The sequence below is a fragment of the Marinobacter subterrani genome, assembly GCF_001045555.1.
In the GTDB taxonomy this organism is placed as follows: domain Bacteria; phylum Pseudomonadota; class Gammaproteobacteria; order Pseudomonadales; family Oleiphilaceae; genus Marinobacter; species Marinobacter subterrani.
Genome location: NZ_LFBU01000001.1, coordinates 1,384,300 through 1,405,637 on the forward strand (window position 1 = coordinate 1,384,300; position 21,338 = coordinate 1,405,637).

Annotated in this window: 23 protein-coding genes; 13 read left to right on the forward strand and 10 right to left on the reverse strand. The window is 58.4% G+C overall.

The window, feature by feature from the left end; translation table 11 throughout:
• Positions 1-17 precede the first annotated feature (17 nt).
• Positions 18-497, reverse strand: a complete 480-nt coding sequence (locus tag msub_RS06395; protein WP_048495242.1) for an Lrp/AsnC family transcriptional regulator — start codon at positions 495-497, stop codon at positions 18-20.
• Positions 498-654: 157 nt separating this feature from the next.
• Between msub_RS06395 and msub_RS06400 the strand changes: the two genes are divergently transcribed.
• The 4 genes from msub_RS06400 to msub_RS06415 all read left to right on the forward strand — a co-directional run bounded on the left by msub_RS06400 (position 655) and on the right by msub_RS06415 (position 7,348).
• Complete coding sequence (locus tag msub_RS06400) at positions 655-4,173, forward strand: indolepyruvate ferredoxin oxidoreductase family protein (protein ID WP_048495243.1); 3,519 nt, start codon at positions 655-657, stop codon at positions 4,171-4,173.
• Positions 4,166-5,353, forward strand: a complete 1,188-nt coding sequence (locus msub_RS06405) for an amino acid aminotransferase (RefSeq protein WP_048495244.1) — start codon at positions 4,166-4,168, stop codon at positions 5,351-5,353. The genes msub_RS06400 and msub_RS06405 overlap by 8 nt, the downstream gene beginning before the upstream one ends.
• A 56-nt stretch (positions 5,354-5,409) precedes the next feature.
• A complete protein-coding gene (locus tag msub_RS06410; protein ID WP_048495245.1) occupies positions 5,410-6,792 on the forward strand; it encodes a sodium-dependent transporter in 1,383 nt (460 codons plus the stop codon).
• Positions 6,793-6,928: 136 nt separating this feature from the next.
• Positions 6,929-7,348 carry a universal stress protein gene (locus msub_RS06415; protein ID WP_048495246.1) on the forward strand — a complete coding sequence of 140 codons (420 nt, stop codon included), beginning with the start codon at positions 6,929-6,931 and terminating at the stop codon, positions 7,346-7,348.
• A 7-nt stretch (positions 7,349-7,355) separates the two neighbouring features.
• On the opposite strand, the gene msub_RS06420 is transcribed toward msub_RS06415, so the two are convergent.
• Together msub_RS06420 and msub_RS06425 are read right to left on the reverse strand one after the other, a co-directional pair.
• Entirely contained in the window at positions 7,356-8,324 is a 969-nt protein-coding gene (locus tag msub_RS06420) for a M23 family metallopeptidase (protein WP_048495247.1), read from the reverse strand.
• Positions 8,324-9,184 carry a DUF6544 family protein gene (locus tag msub_RS06425; protein WP_048495248.1) on the reverse strand — a complete coding sequence of 287 codons (861 nt, stop codon included), beginning with the start codon at positions 9,182-9,184 and terminating at the stop codon, positions 8,324-8,326. The genes msub_RS06420 and msub_RS06425 overlap by 1 nt, the downstream gene beginning before the upstream one ends.
• Positions 9,185-9,290: 106 nt before the next feature.
• On the opposite strand from msub_RS06425, the gene msub_RS06430 reads away from it, so the two are divergent.
• Entirely contained in the window at positions 9,291-10,145 is an 855-nt protein-coding gene (locus msub_RS06430; RefSeq protein WP_048495249.1) for a PA4780 family RIO1-like protein kinase, read from the forward strand.
• A 10-nt stretch (positions 10,146-10,155) separates the two neighbouring features.
• Here the strand turns inward: msub_RS06430 and msub_RS06435 are convergent, their stop codons facing one another.
• A complete protein-coding gene (locus msub_RS06435; protein ID WP_048495250.1) occupies positions 10,156-10,626 on the reverse strand; it encodes a MaoC family dehydratase in 471 nt (156 codons plus the stop codon).
• A 74-nt stretch (positions 10,627-10,700) separates the two neighbouring features.
• Between msub_RS06435 and msub_RS06440 the strand changes: the two genes are divergently transcribed.
• Positions 10,701-11,156: an MgtC/SapB family protein gene (locus msub_RS06440; RefSeq protein WP_048497003.1), complete on the forward strand. Its 456-nt coding sequence runs from the start codon at positions 10,701-10,703 to the stop codon at positions 11,154-11,156.
• A gap of 3 nt (positions 11,157-11,159) precedes the next feature.
• Here msub_RS06440 and msub_RS06445 read toward each other — a convergent pair whose 3' ends face one another.
• Complete coding sequence (locus tag msub_RS06445) at positions 11,160-12,221, reverse strand: GGDEF domain-containing protein (protein ID WP_048495251.1); 1,062 nt, start codon at positions 12,219-12,221, stop codon at positions 11,160-11,162.
• Positions 12,222-12,420: 199 nt separating this feature from the next.
• On the opposite strand from msub_RS06445, the gene msub_RS06450 reads away from it, so the two are divergent.
• Positions 12,421-13,260, forward strand: a complete 840-nt coding sequence (locus tag msub_RS06450) for a M90 family metallopeptidase (protein WP_048495252.1) — start codon at positions 12,421-12,423, stop codon at positions 13,258-13,260.
• 18 nt (positions 13,261-13,278) lie between these two features.
• Here msub_RS06450 and msub_RS06455 read toward each other — a convergent pair whose 3' ends face one another.
• Complete coding sequence (locus msub_RS06455) at positions 13,279-13,947, reverse strand: DNA-3-methyladenine glycosylase I (protein WP_048495253.1); 669 nt, start codon at positions 13,945-13,947, stop codon at positions 13,279-13,281.
• Positions 13,948-14,034: 87 nt separating this feature from the next.
• Here msub_RS06455 and msub_RS21000 point away from each other — a divergent pair, with 87 nt between their 5' ends.
• On the forward strand, positions 14,035-14,211 hold the full coding sequence (locus tag msub_RS21000) for a DUF2897 family protein (protein ID WP_082146422.1): 177 nt from the start codon (positions 14,035-14,037) through the stop codon (positions 14,209-14,211).
• Between the two features lie 42 nt (positions 14,212-14,253).
• Here msub_RS21000 and msub_RS06460 read toward each other — a convergent pair whose 3' ends face one another.
• Positions 14,254-14,775: a copper chaperone PCu(A)C gene (locus msub_RS06460; RefSeq protein WP_048495254.1), complete on the reverse strand. Its 522-nt coding sequence runs from the start codon at positions 14,773-14,775 to the stop codon at positions 14,254-14,256.
• A 159-nt stretch (positions 14,776-14,934) separates the two neighbouring features.
• On the opposite strand from msub_RS06460, the gene msub_RS22050 reads away from it, so the two are divergent.
• Positions 14,935-15,159: a DUF533 domain-containing protein gene (locus tag msub_RS22050; RefSeq protein WP_227506659.1), complete on the forward strand. Its 225-nt coding sequence runs from the start codon at positions 14,935-14,937 to the stop codon at positions 15,157-15,159.
• A 27-nt stretch (positions 15,160-15,186) separates the two neighbouring features.
• Here msub_RS22050 and msub_RS06465 read toward each other — a convergent pair whose 3' ends face one another.
• Genes msub_RS06465 through msub_RS06475 form a run of 3 tightly spaced genes read right to left on the reverse strand, consistent with a single transcriptional unit; the run spans position 15,187 to position 16,691 of the window.
• Entirely contained in the window at positions 15,187-15,702 is a 516-nt protein-coding gene (locus msub_RS06465) for a phosphate-starvation-inducible PsiE family protein (protein WP_048495255.1), read from the reverse strand.
• A 37-nt stretch (positions 15,703-15,739) separates the two neighbouring features.
• Entirely contained in the window at positions 15,740-16,078 is a 339-nt protein-coding gene (locus tag msub_RS06470; protein ID WP_048495256.1) for a zinc ribbon domain-containing protein YjdM, read from the reverse strand.
• A 40-nt stretch (positions 16,079-16,118) separates the two neighbouring features.
• Positions 16,119-16,691, reverse strand: coding sequence for a histidine phosphatase family protein (locus tag msub_RS06475; RefSeq protein WP_048495257.1), 573 nt, complete (start codon positions 16,689-16,691; stop codon positions 16,119-16,121).
• A 282-nt stretch (positions 16,692-16,973) separates the two neighbouring features.
• On the opposite strand from msub_RS06475, the gene msub_RS06480 reads away from it, so the two are divergent.
• From msub_RS06480 to msub_RS06495, 4 genes are all read left to right on the forward strand, one after another.
• A complete protein-coding gene (locus msub_RS06480; RefSeq protein ID WP_048495258.1) occupies positions 16,974-17,426 on the forward strand; it encodes a YaiI/YqxD family protein in 453 nt (150 codons plus the stop codon).
• A gap of 75 nt (positions 17,427-17,501) precedes the next feature.
• The gene (locus msub_RS06485) at positions 17,502-18,464 is read left to right on the forward strand and encodes a hypothetical protein (protein WP_048495259.1); all 963 of its coding nucleotides are present in this window, start codon (positions 17,502-17,504) and stop codon (positions 18,462-18,464) included.
• A gap of 203 nt (positions 18,465-18,667) precedes the next feature.
• Positions 18,668-19,330 (forward strand): NirD/YgiW/YdeI family stress tolerance protein, encoded by a 663-nt coding sequence (locus msub_RS06490; RefSeq protein WP_048495260.1) that lies wholly within the window; start codon positions 18,668-18,670, stop codon positions 19,328-19,330.
• Between the two features lie 157 nt (positions 19,331-19,487).
• Positions 19,488-21,278 carry an ABC transporter ATP-binding protein gene (locus msub_RS06495; RefSeq protein ID WP_048495261.1) on the forward strand — a complete coding sequence of 597 codons (1,791 nt, stop codon included), beginning with the start codon at positions 19,488-19,490 and terminating at the stop codon, positions 21,276-21,278.
• The last annotated feature ends 60 nt before the right edge of the window (positions 21,279-21,338 follow it).

The window sequence follows — 21,338 nt, forward strand, 5'->3', positions numbered from 1 at the left end:
GTTCATCCCTGCCGAATCTACGGAATGCCTTCCACCGGGATCGTCTCGGTGTTCTTTATCTCCCGCAACGCAAAGTTCGAGTTCACCTGGGCAATACCCTGCAGGGTGAAGATCTTTTCGTTCAGGAACCGGTCGTAACTGGCCATATCCGGCACGACAACCCTGAGCACGAAATCGGCGTTACCGGTCACCGCAAAACACTGAAGTACCTCCGGGTAACTGCTGACCTGCTGCTCAATCTCTGCGGTACTGTCGATGGTGTGCCGCTGCAGTGAGAGGTTGACCAACACGCACAACCCCTGGCCGATGCGCTCCGGGTCCACCCTTGCGCAGTACCCCTGAATCACTCCGCTTTCCTCCAGTGCCCGCACCCGGCGCCAGCAAGCCGCCGGCGACAGGCCCACCTGCTCGGCCAGTAACTGGTTACTGACACGCCCGTCCTGCTGCAACAATGAAAGGATTTTCCGGTCCAGTTTGTCCAGTTCAACCTGTTTCATTTAGTAACACCTGATTTTTATCAAAGGTTCTTTCGATTTATTGTCTTTTATCAAACGTTCTTTCGCAAATCACCAAAACCCTCGCCCAATAAGCAAGCACCTTTTGCGGACTTCCTTTTAAAATTCTGGTTATAAAATCGACAAAAAGGAGGACGCCATGTCCACCGTGACCCCCCAACTCGACGACTACAAACTCGAAGACCGTTACCTGCGGGAATCCGGTCGGGTTTTTCTGACCGGCACGCAAGCGTTGGTGCGAATTCCGCTGATGCAGGCCGCCCTGGATCGTAAACAAGGTTTGAACACCGCCGGCATGGTCAGTGGCTACCGGGGCTCTCCCCTCGGCGCAGTCGACCAGGCACTCTGGCAGGCCAAGGACCTGCTGGACAAGAACCGGATCGATTTTGTCCCGGCCATCAACGAGGATCTCGCCGCTACCATCATGCTGGGTACCCAGCAGGTGGAGACCGATGACGACCGTCAGGTAGAGGGCGTATTCGGCCTCTGGTATGGCAAGGGTCCGGGCGTGGACCGCGCCGGCGACGCTCTGAAACACGGCACCACCTATGGCTCCTCCCCACATGGAGGCGTGCTGGTGGTCGCCGGTGACGACCACGGCTGCGTGTCATCGTCCATGCCCCATCAGTCCGATGTGGCGTTCATGAGCTTCTTCATGCCCACCATCAACCCGGCTAACATCGCCGAGTACCTGGAGTTCGGTCTATGGGGTTATGCCCTTTCCCGCTACAGCGGCTGCTGGGTCGGCTTCAAGGCGATCTCGGAAACCGTGGAAAGCGCAGCCTCTGTCGAAATTCCACCGACGCCAGATTTTGTTACCCCGGACGATTTCACTGCGCCGGAAAGCGGCCTCCATTATCGCTGGCCAGACCTGCCAGGGCCGCAACTGGAAACCCGGATCGAACACAAGCTCGCGGCCGTTCAGGCTTTCGCCCGTGCCAATCGCATTGACCGGTGCCTGTTCGAAAACCCGGACGCCCGCTTCGGCATTGTCACGACCGGCAAGGGTCATCTGGACCTGCTCGAAGCCCTGGATCTTCTGGGCATTAATGAAGACCAGGCCCGGGACATGGGGCTGGACATCTACAAGGTCGGCATGGTCTGGCCCCTTGAACGTCAGGGCATTCTCAACTTCGTGCACGGCAAGGAAGAAGTCCTGGTCATCGAAGAAAAGCGCGGCATCATTGAGAGCCAGATAAAGGAATACATGTCTGAGCCGGACCGCCCTGGCGAGGTTCTGATTACCGGTAAACAGGATGAGCTGGGCCGCCCGCTGATCCCCTACGTCGGAGAGTTGAGCCCGAAGCTGGTTGCCGGCTTCCTGGCGGCCCGCCTTGGTCGCTTCTTCTCGGTGGACTTCAGCGAGCGCATGGCTGAGATCAGCGCCATGACCACCGCTCAGGATCCGGGCGGCGTCAAGCGCATGCCCTATTTCTGCTCCGGCTGCCCCCACAATACGTCCACCAAAGTCCCTGAGGGCAGCAAGGCCCTGGCGGGCATCGGCTGCCACTTCATGGCCTCCTGGATGGACAGGAACACGGAATCCCTCATCCAGATGGGGGGCGAAGGCGTCAACTGGATTGGCAAGAGCCGCTACACCGGCAACCCGCATGTATTCCAGAACCTGGGTGAGGGAACCTACTTCCACTCCGGTTCCATGGCTATCCGTCAGGCGGTAGCTGCCGGCATCAACATTACCTACAAGATCCTGTTCAACGACGCCGTGGCCATGACCGGCGGTCAGCCTGTAGACGGGCAGATCACCGTCGACAGGATTGCCCAGCAAATGGCTGCAGAAGGGGTGAATCGGGTTGTTGTGCTCAGCGATGAGCCCGAGAAATACGATGGCCATCACGACCTGTTCCCCAAGGATGTCACCTTCCACGACCGGTCCGAGCTCGACAAGGTGCAGCGCGAATTGCGTGACATCCCCGGCTGTACCGTGCTGATCTACGACCAGACCTGTGCTGCCGAGAAGCGCCGCCGGCGCAAGCGCAAGCAGTTCCCGGATCCCGCAAAGCGGGCCTTTATCAACCATCACGTGTGTGAAGGCTGTGGCGACTGCTCGGTGCAGTCGAACTGTCTCTCGGTTGTGCCCCGCAAGACGGAACTGGGCCGCAAGCGCAAGATCGACCAGTCCTCCTGCAACAAGGACTTCTCCTGTGTTAACGGTTTCTGCCCCAGCTTCGTGACCATTGAGGGCGGTCAGTTGCGCAAATCCCGGGGTGTTGACACAGGCTCCGTGCTCACCCGCAAGCTGGCTGACATTCCAGCCCCCAGACTGCCGGAACTGACGGGCTCCTACGATCTGCTGGTGGGCGGAGTTGGCGGCACGGGCGTGGTGACTGTGGGACAGCTGATCACCATGGCAGCCCACCTGGAATCCCGCGGTGCCTCGGTACTGGATTTCATGGGCTTCGCCCAGAAAGGCGGCACCGTGCTGAGTTACGTGCGGATGGCACCGTCTCCGGACAAACTCCGTCAGGTGCGGATCAGCAATGGCCAGGCCGATGCGGTCATCGCTTGTGATCTGGTGGTGGCCTCGTCCCAGAAGGCCCTGAACGTGCTCAGGCCCAACCACACCCGGATTGTTGCCAACGAAGCGGAACTACCCACCGCCGATTATGTGCTTTTCCGCGACGCGGACATGAAGGCCGACAAGCGACTGGGCCTGCTCCGGGATTCCGTTGGTGAGGATCATTTTGATCAGCTGGACGCCAATGGCATCGCCGAAAAGCTGATGGGCGATACCGTGTTCTCCAATGTGATGATGCTCGGTTTTGCCTGGCAGAAGGGCTTGTTGCCTCTCTCCGAGGCGGCTCTGATGAAGGCCATCGAGCTCAATGGCGTCGCCATCGAGCGGAACAAGGAAGCCTTCGGATGGGGCCGGTTGGCGGCCGTGAATCTGAGCGCAGTCACGGATCTGCTGGACGACAACAAGGCCCAGGTTGTTGAGGTCAAATCCGAGCCAACCCTGGACGAACTGATCAACATCCGTCACAAGCACCTGGTCAACTACCAGAACCAGCGTTGGGCCGACCAATACCGTGACACGGTTGCCGGAGTCCGGAAGGCCGAGGAAGCCCTCGGCGAAACCAATCTTCTGCTGACTCGCGCAGTGGCCCAGCAGCTATATCGGTTCATGGCCTACAAGGACGAGTACGAAGTGGCGCGGCTGTTTGCCGAAACCGACTTCATGAAAGAGGTAAATGAAACCTTCGAGGGCGACTTCAAGGTCCATTTCCACCTGGCCCCGCCCCTGCTCAGCGGTGAAACCGATGCCCAGGGTCGCCCGAAAAAGCGCCAATTCGGCCCCTGGATGTTCCGGGCCTTCCGGCTGCTGGCGAAATTTCGCAGCCTGCGCGGAACCGCGGTGGACCCGTTCAGCTACTCCGCAGACCGCAAGCTCGATCGCGCCTTGCTGAAGGACTACCAGAACCTGGTTGCGCGAATTGGCCGTGAACTCAACGCCAGCAACTACGAGACCTTCCTGCAGCTTGCCGAACTGCCCGCTGATGTACGGGGCTACGGCCCGGTCAGGGAACAGGCGGCAGAGAGTATCCGTGAAAAGCAGACACAGTTGACCAAGGCGCTGGACACCGGTCGCCCGACCCTGATCCGCACCCAACAGGCCGATGAGGAGGCAAACCATGTTTGAAACACTCCAGCCCCTGCCCCAGGATCCGATCCTGCAACTGATGCACACCTTCCGTGAGGACACCCGTCCGGACAAGGTGGATCTGGGCATCGGTGTTTACAAGGATGACGCGGGTAATACACCCATCATGGCCGCCGTTCACGAAGCTGAGCGTCGCCTGCTTGAGGGTGAAACCACCAAGAGCTACGTGGGGCCTGCCGGTTCTGCGGGCTTCAACAACGCCATGGCCGAGCTGATCCTGGGCAGCAACAGCCCACTGGTCCGTGACGGCCGTGTATCGGTCATCCAGACACCGGGCGGCTGTGGCGCCCTGCGTATGGCCGCCGAGTTTCTGCGCCTGTGCAAGGCGGACACAAAAGTCTGGGTCAGCACGCCCACCTGGGCCAACCACTTGCCGCTTCTTGGTGGCGCGGGCCTGACTATTCGCGAATATCCGTACCTTAATCCACAGACGCTGCAGGTAGACTTCGGCGCCATGCTGGAAACCCTGGAACAGGCCGACGCGGGCGATGTGGTGCTGCTACACGGATGCTGCCACAACCCTTCGGGCGCCGACCTGAGCCTGGCCCAGTGGCAGGAAGTAACCAGCCTGATCCAGCGTAAGGGTCTGTTGCCCTTTGTGGACATGGCCTACCAGGGCCTTGGAGAAGGCCTGGATGCGGATGCGGCCGGCCTGAGGCATCTGGCCGGTGCGGTACCGGAAATGCTGATCGCAGCGTCGTGTTCCAAGAACTTCGGCCTCTACCGGGAGCGCACAGGCGCCCTCGCCCTGATTTCGGGAACAGCAGCCGTGAACGCAGCCGCCACCAGCCAGTTGCTCAGCGTTATCCGGTCTCATTATTCGATGCCACCAGCTCATGGTGCTGCGATCGTGGAGACCATCCTGGGCGATGACGACTTGCGGGCCCAGTGGCAAAAAGAGCTTGGCGGCATGTGCGAGCGCATCCTGCACCTGCGTCACGCTTTCGCAGGCGCGCTCTCACCGGTGGGCGACTTCGACTTCATCGCCCGTCAGCGAGGCATGTTCTCATTCCTGGGTATCAGCCCGGAGCAGGTTGGCCGGTTACGGAAGGAACACGGCATCTACATGCTGGAGAGCAGCCGCGTAAACGTCGCCGGTTTGAACGACCGCGTCTTGCCACAAGTCGCTTCCGCCCTGCGCGAGGTTCTGGGCAAGTAAGCCTTTTTTCGACAACGACCAATCAATCCGACAAAAATAACTAGCCGGAGAGAAGAATGAGTGAGAGTACCCAACCACACCAGCAGGCCAATAACCTCTGGTCCTCACGGATGGCCTTTATCCTGGCCGCTGCCGGCTCGGCGGTGGGCCTCGGAAACATCTGGAAGTTTCCCTACATTACCGGAGAGAACGGCGGCGGTGCCTTCGTTCTTGTCTATCTGGCCTGCATCTTCCTGATCGGCGTGCCGGTATTGGTCGCTGAAACCATGATCGGGCGCAAAGGTGGCCAGAGCCCCGTCGCCACCATGCGCACCCTGACCAAGACCGAAGGCACGGCCAAAGGCTGGCGAGCCATCGGCTGGAACGGGGTTATCGCCTCATTCCTGGTGCTGTCTTTCTATGCGGTAATCGGCGGCTGGGCTCTGGTTTATATCGGCAAGGCCGCTGCCGGTCTGTTTACTGGCGCAGATGCTGAAGCCATCGGCGGCCAGTTCGGCGGACTTTTGGCAAACCCCTGGGAACTGCTGCTGTGGCACTCCGTATTCATGGTGATCGTCGTATTTATCGTTGGCCGGGGCATTCGTTCCGGGCTTGAAAAAGCTGTCAATATGCTGATGCCATTGCTGTTCCTGCTGCTGGTTGCGATGGTGATCTATGCCATGAACAGTGGCAGCTTCGGCCGGGCGGTGAGCTTTATGTTTTCTCCCGATTTCAGCAAGCTCACTACCACCGGTGTACTGACTGCCCTGGGACACGCGGCATTCACCCTGAGCATCGGCATTGGTGTTCTGATGGCTTACGGCTCCTACCTGCCCAAGACAGTGAATATTGCCAGAACCGCCATGACCATTGCCGTCGTGGACACCAGCGTTGCCCTTCTCGCCGGGCTCGCCATTTTTCCGCTGGTATTCGCCAACGGGCTTGAGCCAGGCGCGGGGCCGGGCCTGATCTTCGTAACCCTGCCACTGGCGTTCGGCCAGATGAGCGGTGGCGCCCTGTTCGGCACCATTTTCTTTGCCCTGCTGCTGGTAGCGGCCATTACGTCGGCCATTTCCATGCTGGAACCGGTGGTGGAATGGCTGGAAGAGCACAAAGGCGTCAGCCGGGCGAAAAGCGCGCTTGGTGGCGGGCTGGCAATCTGGTTTATCGGTATTGGAACCGTGCTGTCCTTCAATGTCTGGGACAGCGTGCACCCGCTAGGATTCATCCCCTTTTTTGAAGAAAAGACCGTGTTCGACCTGCTCGATTTCCTGGTCTCCAATATGATGATGCCTCTCGGCGGCCTGGCCATTGCCCTGTTTGCCGGCTGGGCCATGAAGCGCGAGGGGCTGCCTGCGGAGATCGGCCTGGAAGGCATCGCCTATAAAGCCTTCATGTTCGTGCTCAGATATGTGACACCTGCCGGTATCGCCGTGGTGTTCCTTTACAATCTGATCTGAAGCAAAGCAGTAGCCTTTGACCGCAAAAGCCCGGTGAACGTCGCCGGGCTTTTTTGCATCTCTGCGTGGGTACTGCCAATCTTTAGGCAGGACCTTCAAACGAGGCTTTCAGCCTCAGCGGCAAAGGAGCACTCTTATGTACAGCAAGATCCTCGTTCCGGTCGACCTGGCCCATACCGATAAAATGGTGAAGGCGCTCAATACTTCCATTGATATTGCCAAGCATTACAGCGCCACGCTTTGCTATGTGACCGTAACCAACAGCACGCCGGGAGCGGCCGCCCACAATCCGGGGGAACTGGAGGAAAAACTCAGCGTCTTCGCAGAAGAGCAGGGGCAATCCCACGGTATCAACACCGACAGCATGGTGATGGAATCTGTCGATACGGCCGTAGAACTTGACGATAAGTTGCTCGAAGCCATCAAGACGACCGGTGCCGACCTGGTGGTAATGGCTTCACACCCGCCGGGCATCGGAGACAAGCTACATATCCTCCACTCCAACGGCGCCGATATCGTCAAACACAGTGACATTTCGGTGTTTGTAGTGCGTTAAACCGGAACTATCGGACGACAGGTTCTGCAACCCGGATCCTGTCGTTCCTTATAGGAAACGCACCATCAATAGTCAACGCCAGCGGCTCACCTCCAAATGCTGCCTGCTCCGGCAGCCCCCGCTGGGCATGAACGTGCAGGTGAGGCTCTGAGCTGTTGCCGGAGTTGCCCATTTCTCCCAGTAAATCGCCGACAGCCACCCGGTCACCGGCAGAGACCGTGACGCTCCCTTTTCTCAGATGGGCTAGAATCACAAAGAACCGGCCACAATTGATCGCCACATAATTTCCCGCCATGTGTTCCCGGTCCATCACCGGAACCGGCATATCCTCCCGACCATCGACGACTTTCGCGATCTCGCCGTTGCAGGGTGCCACCACCGGGGTGCCGAACGTTGAATAGCGAGCCGGATCGGAAGGCAGCCAGCCACTCTTGTGAATACCCAACGGAGAAATGCGGAAAATATCCAGAGCCCGGCTTTGTCCTTGCCATGGCCTGAAACGCTCGACCGCTTTATCCAGTGTTTTCAGGTGTACATTCACCATGGCGCTGGAACCGCCGTGGGCCACCAGGTAAGTACCAGGCCCGAACGGCGGTGCGATGTCGACAGTCTCAACCGCCGGCAAAGCCCTCCCCTGATAGGCCAAATACGCCATGTACCCACCAAGGCAGCCGAGTCCCAACGCAAACAGAACAAGTAATGTCTGCCCGGCAGACGCCCGCCAGAGCCCATTACCCATAAACCGCCCCTGCCACAGATGGCAAACCACGATCACTGCGAAAGCTCCGTAATAGATATACGGCACCCAGAACGGGGGCATGGTCCAGAGGGCTGCCAGGCCAATGCCAAAGAGTACCGCTGCAACTGACAGTGCCTGAACTCCAAGTGCAAACACTCCCCTGGCTGGGAACCATGCCAACCACACCAACAGGAGAACTGGCAGGGCGATTTGGGTAAGCATGACCATCACGGACATCAGTCGTTACTCCCGATCTTGTTGGATCGAGGAAATTCTATCTTGCTGACGTCGGCAATGAAGAACGGGAAATATTCCTCCGTCGCAAAGAAATTCCCGGCTTCCACTCGGGTCGGCAAGACAAATCCTTCAAACTCCCGAAACTCTGACAGGTATCCGCCAAAAGGCTGCAAGCGGTGGACCTTTTCCGGATTCGCATTGCTCCAGCGGTCGAAACTTACCTGCAGGGGGCGGCCATCATCGGCCACGACAATATCCACCGCCTGCTCCATACCCTTGTGGCGGACAATCACCCTGACCGTATTTACATCAACAAGCTTCCACGCAACGCCCGGGCCTGGCAGCAGCGCAGCCGGCGTCCAGAACACCGCCTCTGCCACATACCGGCCGAATGCTGAACGGGTGTGATCCGGGCCGCCTCCAGTCCGGGCCACCGGGAGCAACCCCATCAGCCAGAACCGCGTCCACTGTTCCGCGTCTGAGCCAGAAATCCGGAGGGCGCCACGGCTGGCGCTCATTTTCCAGATAAAGCCTTCGGGCATGGCCAGCATCTGGCTGGCCTGCATATCCATGTAGTCCGGCGCCTCCCGGTTGCCCATACCGAATTTTCCGGTCATGGATATCCGTGCCACAGTATAGAGTGGTGTACCCGGTTGAATGGTGAAGCGGAAATACCGCCGGGCCGGCTCCGGCAGGCCCTCAATGAGAGAAAGATCAAAGCGCTCCGGTGAATCCGGCTGCAAGGCTGCCAACCTCGCCATGGCGGCATGGTCCGCGCTGTGGTCAGCCTGTCGCCAGAACCACAGAGCGACAGTGGCAGCGGCCACCAGAATCAACAGGATCAGGAAAAAGATTTTCATGTAAGCTATGCTCCGTAGCAGTCATTGTCCCTGCCCTGTCCGAATCCGGCCTTGTTCCAGATCAACGAACGTGGCCGGCCGACTCACAGTCAGTCAGAAAGGTTTTATGAAAGTACCGAAGAGATTACAACCGCTTGTCGATGACGGCATGGTGGACGAAGTGCTCTACCAGCTTATGAGCGGTAAGGAAGCACAGGTTTATGTGGTGCGTTGCGGAGACCAGACTCGCTGCGCCAAGGTCTTCAAGGAAGCTTCGAAGCGGAGCTTCAAACAGGCGGTGGAGTATCAGGAAGGCCGAAAGGTCCGAAACAGCCGACGGGCCCGGGCCATGAGCAAGAAGACCAAATACGGCCAGAAGGAACAGGAAGACGCCTGGCTCAACGCCGAGGTGGACGCACTCTACCGGCTGGCGGCTGCGGGGGTTCGGGTGCCGGAACCGCTGGGCTTCGTGGATGGGGTGCTGCTGATGGAACTGGTCGCCGACGACGATGGCAAGGCCGCGCCCCGCCTGGACGATGTCACCCTTTCCCCGGAGCAGGCCCGGGACTATCACGGCCAGGTGATCCGTGAGGTAGTCCGAATGTTGAGTGCCGGGCTGATCCATGGGGATCTGTCGGAATTCAACGTTCTGGTTGATGCCAACGGACCGGTCATCATTGATCTTCCCCAGGCGGTCAATGCCTCGGGCAATAATAACGCGGAACGCATGCTCGAGCGCGACGTCGACAACATGCGCCGTTACTTCGGCCGCTTCGCCCCGGAGCTGCTGAGCACCGATTATGGCAAGGAGATCTGGGCGCTCTACGAATCAGGCGACTTGCACCCGGACAGCAAACTCACCGGCTGCTTCCAGCACGATGATACCGCCGCCAACGTCGACGAACTGATCGAAATCATTGACGCCGCCAGGGAGGAGGAACGGGAACGTCAGGAACGTATGAAGGATGAGGAGGAAGACTGAAAGCACCTGTTCACGAGCCTGGCAGGTCTTTCTGTTCAGCAAGCATCGCTGACATGACCTGCTGCTCTTCAGGCCCGGGCAAGACGCCGGTCAGCCAGGCGTCGATCACCGCCTCGCCATACTGGTTCGACAGCACCGCCTCGGCCCGGGCACGGTTGCGCTCATCCACTTCAGTAATGGTGAATGCACAGGTGATGGTGTCGCCGAAATACACCGGCCGGCGGAACCGGAAGTTCATCCCGGACGCCAGCCATCCGATCTGTCCACCCACTTCCGTGATCATCCCGCCAACCAGCAAGCCGTGGCAGATCTTGCCCTGGAGATTCTTTGCCCGGGCGAACTCATCGCTGTAATGGACCGGGTTCTGGTCGCGACTGATCTCACCGAAGGTCAGGGTTTCCTCTTCAGTGAAGGTTCGTGTCAGTGAGAACGAATCCCCCGCTTTCAGCCCGGCAATGGTTTTCTTTCGGATGTCGGACATACAATGAGGTCCCCTCAGGCATCAGATAACTGCTAAGTTAACATGGCAACCATCCGCCTCAGAGGAGTGAGATGATGTTCGATACTGAAATCCCGGCAATGGACATGCTTATCCGGCTATCAGTCGCCGCCGGCCTGGGTCTGCTCCTGGGGCTTGAACGGGAACTCCGGGGCAAAGCCGCGGGGCTGCGTTCCCACATGCTGGTGTCACTGGGCTCTTCGGCCTTCATCATGATGGGCCTGGATATCATGTTCTCAACAGCCGCAGGCGACCCCTCTGCCCGCATCGACCCGACCCGCATTGTCCAGGGCGTGATTGGCGGCATCGGGTTTCTCGGCGCCGGCAGCATCATCCAGAGCCGCGGCAGCGTCCAGGGCATCACCACGGGTGCATCCATCTGGACGTCGGGGGCTATTGGCGTGGCCTGCGGTATCGGCAATTTCGTACTGGCAGGCATGGTGACCATGCTGGCACTGATTATTATGGTGGTGCTCGGACGCTTTGAACGTGAAGTCATGGATGGGAACTGAACTTCAGACGGTTTCCAGCTCCACCCGGTTCCGGCCACTGTTTTTGCTTCGGTACAGCGCGGTGTCGGCGCGACTGACTGCAGTACTCAAATCGTCTCCGGCACGAAGCTCGCTCACCCCGATGCTGATGGTAACCTCAACATCACCCCCGGCAATTTCTGCCCAGTCTTTCTCCAGGAAGGCATTCCGCACCCGTTCAGCGCTGGCCTGGGCCTTGCCGGAATCGGTATCCGGAAGAACGGCGAGGAACTCCTCTCCTCCCCAGCGACCGACCATATCCTGTGCCCGCAATTCCCGCCGGATGAGATCGGCAACGCTTCTGAGTACCCTGTCGCCGGTTTCATGGCCATATGCATCATTGATCGATTTGAAGTGGTCCACATCCAGCAAGAGAAACCCGACCGGATGGCCACTGCGCTGGAACCGGGCCAGTTCTTTTTCCGCCAGGTAGGTCATGTGGCGGCGATTGAGTAACCCTGTCAGCGAATCGGTGGTTGCCATTTCCCGCAGCTTGCGCTGGGCCGACACCACCATTCTGAGGTAATAGGAAGACAGATAGCTGAACATGGCAAAAACCACACTCAGGTTGAACAGGTGGACAATATGCAGGGCTGTCGGATGAATAGGCTGCAGAGGCGGAATGAACCACATCAGCACATCCAGCGCGATGAAATAACCCCAGAGTCCCAACAGCGCAAAAACGGCCCATTTTCGGGCTGCCGACACGCAGATCGCCGGTATGAACATCAGAAGGTAATAGTGGAAACCACTCTCCCAGCCGATAAGAACAATGCCGAGGGCAGCGTGGATCAGCACTTCGGCCCAGATCAGAACCACGGCGGTTTTATTTCTGCGGTATTTGAGCGCGTAATAGGCGCCGGCGTACATGGCCACACTGACCACGTTCACCCACGCCAGAATCGGTGACCCCAGGGCATGAAAAAGAAAGAAAAAGATAACGTCGACCGAACCGGCAATCTGGGCGCACCGCATGGCCAGACGCCAAAACTCAGGCCGGCGCTCGCGGGCCGGCTCATAGGTAGCTGTGCTATTCACGCTTTCCATATACTGCAAAATCCCTCTGACTTGCCATAAGGTTATCCTGTAATACGGTGTTCTGCGTCACGGAATTGCAAACAACTGAAAATTCTTTGATCTGCATTCCCGGCAAAGAGAAAATGCCGCGGCATACACCAGACCTGCGGCCACAGATCCTTTTTCTGTAAGATAGCCATTAACCCACCGGACCAGAGCCTGGAGCCGCATGTCAGAAGCACTCATATTTGCAGTCTTCGCCGTAACCCTGATTGCGGCTGCCGTCTTCTTCCTGTTCTTTTACCGATCCTGGCGCCGCGAACGGGAACTTAGCGAGCCGTTTCCGGAGGTCTGGCGCCGGCATCTGGAATCTCAGGTACCGCTTTATTACAAGCTTCCCGGGCACCTCAGGCAGGCCCTGGAGCAGCGAGTGCAGCTATTTCTTGCCGAGAAGGGGTTCTACGGCTGCGATGGCTTCGAGGTGGATGACGTCGTGAAGCTTACCATCGCCGGCCATGCCTGCCTGCTGATACTCGCCCGCTCCTACTCGGATTTCGACGAGGTGCGCAGCATTCTGGTCTACCCGGATGCGTACCATGTGCGAGACATTGAAAGCGATGGCATGGTGGTCAGTGAAAGTGATGAAATCCGGGCGGGCGAGGCCTCGAGCCGCGGCCAGGTGGTGCTGGCCTGGAAAGAGTGCCAACAGGCCGCCGAACATCCCCACGGCAGCCACAATGTGATGCTCCACGAATTTGCTCACCAGCTGGATTATCTGGACGGCACTGCCGATGGGGCGCCGCCGCTGAGCGGCGAGCAAGCGACGCACTGGCAGCATACAATGACAGAAGCCTACCAGGATCTCCGGCATTCCCTCGGTCATCATCACAATCCATGGCTCGACCCTTATGGCGCAACCGAACCGGCCGAGTTCTTTGCAGTGCTGACCGAGGCCTTTTTCCAGCAGCCCGGCCACCTGAAGGCAGAGCAACCGGAAGTGTACAAGGCTCTTGAGGGCTATTACCGGCTGGACCCACTGAGCCTTTCGGCGGAATCTGCCGGGGCCTGAGCCGGCCGGCGTCCCAGGTTACTCGCCCACAGAGCAGGCCAGAATCCGGGACAAGTGGCTGTATGGCAGCCCGGTTTCACGATGCCAGTTATTGAAGGCCTGCTGGGCCTGAACCAGCGCCTTTTTGCTTCCCGGCGTGGCATCCAGCAACTCTTCCCGGCGCAAGCCCAAGATCACATCGTTAGAGAGGATAAAACCGTCCCAGCCGACACGGCGGAGAAAATACTGGGCGGTATTGCCGCCAAGACGGGCGCCATTGCGCTTCAGCCAGAGCAGAAGACCGACCTGATCATCCGACGGCCACTGCGCCAGAAACCGGCCGAAACTACCGTGATTCCGGGCCGCATCAACGATCATCCGGGCGTTTTCCGGCACAGTACGGACCTTCTGCATGTTGCGGACGATTCGCTCATCCCGGCAGAGATCCTCCAACACTTCCGGCGGCACCTGCTGCCAGTAAAGCGGCACAAACCCTTCGAAAGCCGCTTCAAAACCCGGCCATTTGTTCTCGATCACCCGCCAGACGAAGCCGGCCTTGAAGATACAGCGAGTCAGCTCGGAGAGGTAACGATCATCGCGTTTCGCCTCCAGCTCATCGCTCCCGGCAATCGGGGGCAGGAGGGCGTTTAATGCATCTGCGCCGCCCTTGTGGGCGACCGCCTGATCGTGGATTCGGGAGAAAGACATTCAGTGTCCCGTCCGGATATCTGGTTGTCGATAGAGTGTGGAGTAGTTCACTATAAAGGAAACCGGAGCAATCAGGGAGCCACGCACATGCCAACAATAGGATGGGTCATTATGTTTCTCGCACTGGCGCTGATCGTCGGCAGCATGATGCTTCTGCGTAACAGCGCCCACAGCATGAAAATCTCGGACGAGAAAATGAAGAAAATCCAGGCCCGCAAGGCGGAAATCGAGGCCGAGGAAAGTGCCGAAGACCGGGAGTGGTAGGCGCAACGCCCGGCGCAGATGCCCCGCGACCGGGCCATAGCCTCAGTTTTCGCTGTGATTCATGCCTCCGCCGGAGTGGTTCATGCCCTGGCTTTTCATCATCGGGCCGTCAAGAGGCTCAACCTTCAACGCCACTTCAATATCCGGTGCGCCTTCAAAGCTGAGGGTTAACGGGACGGATTCGCCTTCACGAAGCGGGCTCATCAGTTGTTCTAGCATCAGGTGAAAGCTGTTGGGCTTGAGCTCCACGGTTTCGCCAGCCGGAATTGCCAGTCCACCGTTTACTCGCACCATTCGCATAATGCCCTCCTGCATGCTGCTCTCGTGGATCGACACACTCTCGGCCCGTGGAGTTCGCGCACCGACAAGAACGATGGCGCTGCCGCCTGTGTTGGAGATACGCATGTAGCCCACACCGAAGGGCGTACCCGGCGGTGTCGGACGACTCCACGGGTGATCGATTTTCAAATCACCCTGAGTGTAATCATGGGCCAGGGCAGGTGTGGCGGTCAGGGCACTGCTGGCAAACAGCAGGCCGGCGGTCAATGTTGTGAGTCTGTTCATGGTGTCTCGCGTCGATCCGTTTTTCAGAAATGTCATTCGGAGACTAGTGTTGCCTCTGGATCTCCCGATGACAAGCGGGCAAGGCTGGATGCGGCGAATGGTCGCAACTCCCCATTGCCTCACCCCCCACAGCTCTGGCACTCCCGGCCCATTGCAGCAATGATCAAGGGAACTAAATACCCTGATCTGGGCGCCCAGGCACTGGCACGAATGGCTGACTCGCCCCGGGCAAACCGGGAAATCTACGTCATCAGCGCGGTGATGATCTACGAACAGAACCCCATGGAACGGGCATGGCTGGACCCGCTGGCATCGGTCCTGAACCTTGAGGCCGGAATGGCCCGAGAGCTGGAACAGCAAATCCAGGTTGCCGCCAACGCCTGATCAACCAACCTCGGAGGTAGTGCGCGATCAGTCATCCCATTCATGATACTGATTGCCCTGCCTCAGCAACCAGTAGGTGAGTCCCAGCGCCAGCGTGGTTGCAGCAATCCCGATCAGGTACATGGGTGTCAGTGTCTCGAAATCCAGCACGATCACTTTCCGGGCAATGGCCATTAGGGCCGTGGCAACAACCAGTTGCACCGGGAAGACATTGGTGCCGAGATAAAGCCGGATGTTGATAAAGATCTCCACGGCAATCAGCACCGCCATGAACGCACCAAAGGTATAGAATATATCGTTGATGTTCAGAAGCAGGAGGGGCGGCGTAATCAGCCGGTCGTAAATGATGTAAATGACGTCACCAACGCCCCAGAGAATAACGGCGACCATCAAAACGGCGAGCACCCGGATTGCGAAACGAATAACCCGGTGCAGACCACGGAAAAACGGATCGGGGAAATCGACCGGCAGCTCCTGATGGAGCTCATGCTTTCGCTCTGTCGGCGATTGAACCGGCTTGCTTTCATTAGCATGATCAACCATTCAAGTTCTCCCTGTCGACCCCGAACACCTTTTAGAATCAGGCCTTCTTCACAAATTCCGATTTCAGCTTCATGGCACCAATACCGTCAATCTTGCAGTCGATATCGTGATCGCCCTCCACAAGGCGGATATTCTTAACCTTGGTACCGACCTTCACCACAGAACTGGAGCCCTTGACCTTCAGATCCTTGATCACCGTGACCGTGTCGCCGTCCTGAAGTTCATTGCCGTTTGAATCCCGAATCACCTTCCCGGCCGCATCAGCCGCGGCTTCCGCCTCAGACCATTCATGCCCGCACTCGGGACAAACCAATTGCACACCGTCCGCATAGGTGTATTCAGAACTGCACTGAGGGCAGGGAGGAAGCTGCGACATTATCATTTCCTGTTAATTGAATGAGTGCTGAATTATACCATCAACGCCCGGGTGAAACTCTCGTCAGCACCCTCGGATCTTCAGACAAGGGCAATCCGATAATTACCCCCTCATTGGGCGAAGGATACACACCGGTCAGCGCCGTGGTATTCACCTGATGGGACACCAGAATCACCGGCGCCCCGACCCCCAGCCCGTTAACCAGAGAAATGGTTTGCCGAGTCTGCGCCGAACCATCCCCGCGATTGCCAAAAAACGAATTCAGCGACGGCCACTCAGTAACCTCCCCCATGTTCATACCCCTGGCCGTGTCCAGACACCGACACCACTGACTGCTGAACACCCGCGCCTCAGTGATCCCCTGGCTCTCCAGAAACGGCTTCCAGGCCCGAGCCTGCTCCCGCCCCGTGGCGTTCAGATTCCGCTGGGTGCTGCAGTCGTTGACATCAAAATTGGCCGGATCCCCGGTACCCGGTGCCAGAGCATGACGAAGCATCAAAACCGCCCGGCCCTCACGAAGGGTCTGCCAAGCGTCTGCGTTACTGTCAGCGGCGAACGCCGAGAATGAAAAGAAAATGGTTAACAATCCAGATAACAGAATCCGATGAATCATCATCACCTCTCGGAAAAATGTCGTAGCGATCGTTTAATGCCGCGGATATATCTGTGATGTCAGACAGAGGCATTGGGGCCGCCCTTCCAAAAATGTTGGAGGCCATGGACGGCCGGAAACAAGCCCACATGGACGTGCTCGTAGCGGTTTTTGGAAGGGCGGCCCCAATGCCTCCTCCACCAAAAGCCAGGTCCACATAACGAGATACGCGGGCCACCCCTACCAGGCTCACAACAACCCACGGTAAACTCACTCAAAACCAAGCCAGAAGAAGGAACCATCATGCCAATCTGGGTCGACGCCGACGCCTGCCCCGTCCCAATCCGGGAGATCCTCTGCCGCGCCGCCACCCGCTGGCAGATCGAGACAACCTTCATTGCCAATCACGTCATCACCCTGCCCCCAAGCCCCTGGATAAAACGCCGCCAGGTCCCCCAGGGCTTCGACGTTGCCGATAACGAGATCATGGACCAGATGCACAAAGGCGACCTCGTGATCACCCAGGACATCCCCCTGGCCGCCGAAGCCATCGAAAAAGGCGCCGACGTCTTCAACCCCCGTGGCCAGGCCTTCACCAAAGAGAATATTCGCCAGCGCCTGGCCATGCGCAACTTCATGGAAGAGATGCGCAACGCCGGCCAGGTGACCGGCGGCCCTGCCCCGTTCAGCCAGACCGACCGCAAGGAATTCGCCGACAAACTCGACCGCTGGCTGCAACAGAACCGGAAGCGTTAACCCCAGGACTGGCAATCCCCGGCACACTTGTCCAAGGTACAGGGAAACCATCCAACGCCAACCTGGAGGACAACCATGACTCAGAAACCCGCAGATATCGCTCGCCTTGAACGTTATGGGCCGGAAACCGATGCATACACCCTGGCCATCATCACCGACGAAGACCACGCCTCGCAGGTCGAACTCGAAGACGGGCAGACCGCCTGGAAGTCCACTCTCCGCTACGACAGACTGCTTCGTCAGAAAGACCCTGCCACCGGCAAAGTCCGTTATCACATGGAAGAGATTCCCGAAGAAGACGGTGGTGAACACCAGTTGATCAGCCTGATCGCCGAGGGCGGCCGCGGTGCCGAATTCTCCGAACTGGTGCAGTTCGGCAAGCGACTGATCACCTTTGATGACCGCACCGGCCTGGTGTGTGAGATACGCAACGAGAACCAGTTGATCCCGCGGCACATACTCATGACCGGCAGCGGCGACGAGAAATTCAAGGGCTTCAAGAGCGAATGGGCGACCCTGAAAGGCGACAGCATGGTCATCGGCAGCCATGGCAAGAACAACCAGGAGGAATGGGTCAAGATCCTGGACCGCAAGTACGGGCTGGAAAGCATCAACTGGCATCAAAACTACCAGGCCATGCGCAATGCCCTGGGCGTGGGCGAACAGGGCTACGTGACCCACGAAGCCGCGGAATGGCACCCTTACCGCAACTGTTGGCTGTTCTTCCCCCGGAAAATTTCCACCAGCCCGTTCGACGAAGAGCTGGACGAGCGGGAACGCGGGGGCAATACACTCATTATCGCCAGCCCCGACTTTACCGATATCCGAACCCTGGAAATCGGACCACGAACACCCGAGCGGGGCGTATCCTCATTCAAGCTGATTCCCGGCCGAACCGACGAGTGCATCGGCCTCAAGAGTGTGGAAATCGGTGACCGTACCGAAACCTACCTGTTCTGTTTTGATCTTGAAGGCAACCTGTTGCAGGAGGATACATTAATAGGCCGTTACAAATGTGAGGGCATTGAAATCCTCTGATACCCGCCACAGCGCCGTGCGCGGGGCAAATTTTCCGGGAGCGGCTCAAGGTTTCCAAAACATTAACAGACATTTAGAAACCTTTATTTTCCGGAACTTGTTATTAGCTTGATGGACACAGGCGTCGGATGTGGTGAATAACCCAACACACCGCATCCATACACTTGAAGATCAAATACCGGAAACGGTAAGGAGATCTGACTATGAAACGCGCAGCACTTTCCATCGCAATCGCCTCAACCCTTACTGCTGTACCCGCAGTAACCATGGCTGCCGACCCGGGCGCGGAAAACGAGTCACCGTACCTTGCACCGGACGGTTCCTGGATTACCCTGAGCGGTAAAGTAACCAGCACCACCGCAGACACCTTCATGCTGGACTACGGCAAAGGCCTGGTGACCGTCGAAATGGACGACTGGGACTGGTTCGAAGAGAACGGTGAAGTCCTGCCGGGTGACAATGTGACCGTATACGGCGAGGTCGACGATGACACCTTTGAGGGTGCGAAAGTCGAGGCCAGCAGTGTCTACGTCGAGAGCCTTGGCACTTACTTTTATGCCAGCGCCATGGACGAGGAAACCTTCAATGATCTTGATGTTGCGCCGACGATCGACCCTGGCCAGGTGATCGTTACAGGTACAGTCACCGGTGAGACCGGTTCCGAATTCACCATCGATTCCGGAGCCCAGCAGATGACCGTCGATACCGCCCTGATGGCCTACGATCCGATGGATGACGAGGGCTATCAGCAGATCGAAGAAGGTGATCTGGTGTCGGTAACCGGTGATCTGGAAGATGATACCTTCGAAACCACCGAAGTGATGGCAGACACAGTTGTCACGCTTGAAGACGACAGTGCCTCCTGATCACCTGAGGTAATGTAGTCCAGAAGCCCCGTGATGAGCGGGGCTTCTTTATGATAATGATTCTCTTTTAATTCCCTCAATAAGCCGCTACCCTTTGCGTTCTTGCTGACGGCCTTGCCCCCAAGGCCAACGCCACGATCACCATCAAGAGCGCCCCATGCCAAGCGAACATCCCACTAACGCCAGCAGCTTTTCCGCCCTGGCACGTCTTCTGCGTTACGCCCGCGGATACCGCCGGCAGATCATCGCCGCCGCCACCTGTTCCATCATCAACAAGCTTTTCGATATCGCACCGGAAATTCTTATCGGTGTCGCGATCGATGTGGTGGTCAACCAGGAAGAGAGCTTTGTGGCCGGCCTGGGGTTTGAAACTGCCCAGCAGCAGATCACCATTCTGGCGGTACTCACCTTCTTCATCTGGGCCGGCGAATCGGTGTTCGAGTACCTGTTCCAGATCCTCTGGCGCAACCTTGCGCAGCGGCTGCAGTCGGACTTGCGGCAGGACGCCTACGAGCATGCCCAGCGCCTCGACATGAGCTTCTTCGAGGCCCGCAGTTCCGGCCAGCTAGTGGCCACCATGAACGACGACGTAAACCAGCTTGAACGCTTCCTCGACGGTGGCGCCAATGCCATGATCCAGGTGCTGGTCACGGTGGTGGCCGTGGGGGCGGTGTTCTTCGTGCTTTCCCCGCTGATTGCCGTGCTGGCATTCACCCCGATCCCGCTGATTATCTGGGGCGCCTTTTATTTCCAGCGCAAGGCCGGCCCGCTTTACGCCGATGTGCGGGAAAAAGTGGGGGATCTCTCCAGCCGGCTGGCCAACAACCTGGGCGGCATCGCCACTATCAAGAGCTTCACCGCCGAACAGCGGGAAGCGGCACGCCTCAGGGAAAGCAGCGAGGCCTATGTCGAGGCTAACCGCCGGGCCATCCGTATCAGCTCTGCCTTTATTCCGGTGATTCGAATGGCGATCCTGGCCGGTTTCCTGGCCACCTTTACCGTGGGTGGCATGATGGCACTCGAAGGCTCCCTGAATGTCGGGGCCTATGGCGTACTGGTATTCCTTACCCAGCGGCTGCTCTGGCCCCTGACCGGCCTTGCCGAAGTTATCGATCTGTTCGAACGGGCCATGGCCAGTACCCGGCGAATCCTCGACCTTCTTTCCGAGCCCGTGCACGTGCGGGACGCCGCCGGAAAACAACTGCAAGCACCGGTGAAAGGCACGGTGGAGCTGGACAAAGTAAGCTTTCACTATCCATCCAGCGGCGCCGGCATACGGGATATCAGCCTCACTGTGCCGGCTGGACATACCCTGGCTCTGGTCGGCGCGACCGGCTCGGGAAAATCAACACTGATCAAGTTACTGCTGCGGTTTTACGACCCCAGCCACGGGGAAATCCGGATCGACGGCCAGCCCATCCGCGCTATCAGCCTGAACTCCCTCCGCAGTGCTATCGGGCTGGTCAGCCAGGATGTTTACCTGTTCGAAGGCAGCATTCGCGAGAACCTGGCCTACGGCAAGCCGGATGCCTCGGACACCGAGATCATGGAAGCCGCGAAAACCGCCGAAGCCTGGTCCTTTATCGAAGCCCTGCCGGCCGGCCTGGCAACACCGGTCGGCGAACGGGGCATCCGGCTATCCGGGGGCCAGCGCCAGCGGCTGTCCCTGGCCCGGGCCCTGTTGAAGAACCCGCCGATTCTGGTGCTGGACGAAGCCACCAGCGCCGTGGACAACGAGACCGAGGCCGCCATCCAGCGCTCGCTGAGGCGGATCGGCCACAACCGAACGGTGATCATGATTGCCCACCGGCTTTCCACCATCGTGGATGCCGACACCATTGCCGTGGTCGACGCCGGCCGGGTGGTGGAAATCGGAAACCACCAGGCACTGCTCGACGAAAACGGCGCCTATGCCGCCCAGTGGCGGGTTCAGACGGGCCAGGTCTGAGCTATTCGGCCCGGCACCCAATTATTATTGATAGTGATTTGCATTTAGATTATCCTGCAG

Coding starts and splice junctions, on each gene's coding strand:
- msub_RS06395 (WP_048495242.1), bottom strand. CDS start 497: ATGAAACAGGTTGAACTGGACAAACTGGACCGGAAAATCCTTTCATTG.
- msub_RS06400 (WP_048495243.1), top strand. CDS start 655: ATGTCCACCGTGACCCCCCAACTCGACGACTACAAACTCGAAGACCGT.
- msub_RS06405 (WP_048495244.1), top strand. CDS start 4,166: ATGTTTGAAACACTCCAGCCCCTGCCCCAGGATCCGATCCTGCAACTG.
- msub_RS06410 (WP_048495245.1), top strand. CDS start 5,410: ATGAGTGAGAGTACCCAACCACACCAGCAGGCCAATAACCTCTGGTCC.
- msub_RS06415 (WP_048495246.1), top strand. CDS start 6,929: ATGTACAGCAAGATCCTCGTTCCGGTCGACCTGGCCCATACCGATAAA.
- msub_RS06420 (WP_048495247.1), bottom strand. CDS start 8,324: ATGTCCGTGATGGTCATGCTTACCCAAATCGCCCTGCCAGTTCTCCTG.
- msub_RS06425 (WP_048495248.1), bottom strand. CDS start 9,184: ATGAAAATCTTTTTCCTGATCCTGTTGATTCTGGTGGCCGCTGCCACT.
- msub_RS06430 (WP_048495249.1), top strand. CDS start 9,291: ATGAAAGTACCGAAGAGATTACAACCGCTTGTCGATGACGGCATGGTG.
- msub_RS06435 (WP_048495250.1), bottom strand. CDS start 10,626: ATGTCCGACATCCGAAAGAAAACCATTGCCGGGCTGAAAGCGGGGGAT.
- msub_RS06440 (WP_048497003.1), top strand. CDS start 10,701: ATGTTCGATACTGAAATCCCGGCAATGGACATGCTTATCCGGCTATCA.
- msub_RS06445 (WP_048495251.1), bottom strand. CDS start 12,221: ATGGAAAGCGTGAATAGCACAGCTACCTATGAGCCGGCCCGCGAGCGC.
- msub_RS06450 (WP_048495252.1), top strand. CDS start 12,421: ATGTCAGAAGCACTCATATTTGCAGTCTTCGCCGTAACCCTGATTGCG.
- msub_RS06455 (WP_048495253.1), bottom strand. CDS start 13,947: ATGTCTTTCTCCCGAATCCACGATCAGGCGGTCGCCCACAAGGGCGGC.
- msub_RS21000 (WP_082146422.1), top strand. CDS start 14,035: ATGCCAACAATAGGATGGGTCATTATGTTTCTCGCACTGGCGCTGATC.
- msub_RS06460 (WP_048495254.1), bottom strand. CDS start 14,775: ATGAACAGACTCACAACATTGACCGCCGGCCTGCTGTTTGCCAGCAGT.
- msub_RS22050 (WP_227506659.1), top strand. CDS start 14,935: ATGATCAAGGGAACTAAATACCCTGATCTGGGCGCCCAGGCACTGGCA.
- msub_RS06465 (WP_048495255.1), bottom strand. CDS start 15,702: ATGGTTGATCATGCTAATGAAAGCAAGCCGGTTCAATCGCCGACAGAG.
- msub_RS06470 (WP_048495256.1), bottom strand. CDS start 16,078: ATGTCGCAGCTTCCTCCCTGCCCTCAGTGCAGTTCTGAATACACCTAT.
- msub_RS06475 (WP_048495257.1), bottom strand. CDS start 16,691: ATGATTCATCGGATTCTGTTATCTGGATTGTTAACCATTTTCTTTTCA.
- msub_RS06480 (WP_048495258.1), top strand. CDS start 16,974: ATGCCAATCTGGGTCGACGCCGACGCCTGCCCCGTCCCAATCCGGGAG.
- msub_RS06485 (WP_048495259.1), top strand. CDS start 17,502: ATGACTCAGAAACCCGCAGATATCGCTCGCCTTGAACGTTATGGGCCG.
- msub_RS06490 (WP_048495260.1), top strand. CDS start 18,668: ATGAAACGCGCAGCACTTTCCATCGCAATCGCCTCAACCCTTACTGCT.
- msub_RS06495 (WP_048495261.1), top strand. CDS start 19,488: ATGCCAAGCGAACATCCCACTAACGCCAGCAGCTTTTCCGCCCTGGCA.